Raw genomic sequence first — 1083 nt, 5'->3', positions numbered from 1 at the left:
CGTCTTCCGCAGAGCATGCCCCGCCACAGGAAGAGGGGCCATCCCAGGGTGGCCCCAGAGGCTAGGCCAGCTTGCCCGCCAGCTCCCTCAGCTGTTCCAGCGCCTCGTCATTCGGCTCCAGGTTGGCGATGACGCTGCCCACCACGTTGACGCCAGCTGCCTGCGCGCTGTCCTTCCAGCTCTCCATCCACTCCCCCGTGCCCCAGTCGTAGCTGCCGAAGAGTGCCACGGGCTTGTCGCCCAGCACGGGGACGCAATCGCTCCAGACCTCCTCGAAGTCAGGGTCGAGCTCCTCGTCGCCCATCGCCGGGCAGCCGAAGGCAAGGGCGTCGTAGTCCGCCACGCGCGCGGCGGAGAACGACGAGACCTCGATGGCATCCGCGGCGGCGGCATCTGCCAGGGCGTTTGCCATGACCTCGGTGTTGCCCGTCTGGGACCAGTACACAACGGCCAGCTTGCTCATGAGTTCCTCCTTGAGAACCTATCAGAACTTCGGGGACCTTCCCCGAAGGCAGTGCCTAGAGGGGCGTTCGCTCCAGAAGGGCGCCAAGGCTCATGCCCTGGGCGTAGCGCACGCGGCAGCTCCTCTCGCCCTCCGCCAGGCGGCGGAAGCGCTGACGAGCCTGGGTGGCGTCACCATAGCTGCGCCAAGGCCCGCGACAGGTCTCGGTAGCGCCGCGCATGTAGCCCTGGACGTCTTCCAGCGGATAGCCCAGGACGAGCCCCACCTCATGGGGAAAGCCAGACCGACTCCCCTGGTGGTAGCGGCAGAGGGCCTGTCGCAACGAGCCCATCAGGAGGCGCGCGGACGAGGTGGGATGGCCGAGAGACGCCAGGAAGCTGGCGGTGGGGGCATCAGAGAGGCGCTGTTCCACCAGCTCGGGGCGCCAGGCAAGAAGCTGCAGGCGGTCACGCCTGCGCGCAACGGCCACAAGGCGGATGCCCCTCTCGCCCAGGGCGGGCGACAGGGCGCGCAGCAGCTCGCACAGGCGTCCGCGCTCGCGGCCGTCCGAGTCGGGACAGCGAAACGAGAAGATGGCGGCGGGCTTGACCCCCGCGATCACGCCCGCGCAGGCCCGCACG

The 1083-nt window shown here is 69.2% G+C and carries 2 protein-coding genes; both read right to left on the bottom strand.

Annotated elements, in window-relative coordinates; translation table 11 throughout:
- Positions 1–61: 61 nt before the first annotated feature.
- Entirely contained in the window at positions 62–463 is a 402-nt protein-coding gene (locus CZ375_RS00010) for a flavodoxin domain-containing protein (RefSeq protein ID WP_077597315.1), read from the bottom strand.
- A 55-nt stretch (positions 464–518) separates the two neighbouring features.
- A partial coding sequence (locus tag CZ375_RS00005; RefSeq protein ID WP_143803029.1) for a DUF3793 family protein occupies positions 519–1083 on the bottom strand: 565 nt, incomplete at its 5' end.

Origin of the sequence: Olsenella urininfantis (genome assembly GCF_900155635.1) — a bacterium.
Taxonomy (GTDB): domain Bacteria; phylum Actinomycetota; class Coriobacteriia; order Coriobacteriales; family Atopobiaceae; genus Olsenella_G; species Olsenella_G urininfantis.
The sequence above is the reverse complement of the archived record's forward strand: the minus strand, read 5'-3'. Positions and strand labels throughout refer to the sequence as shown.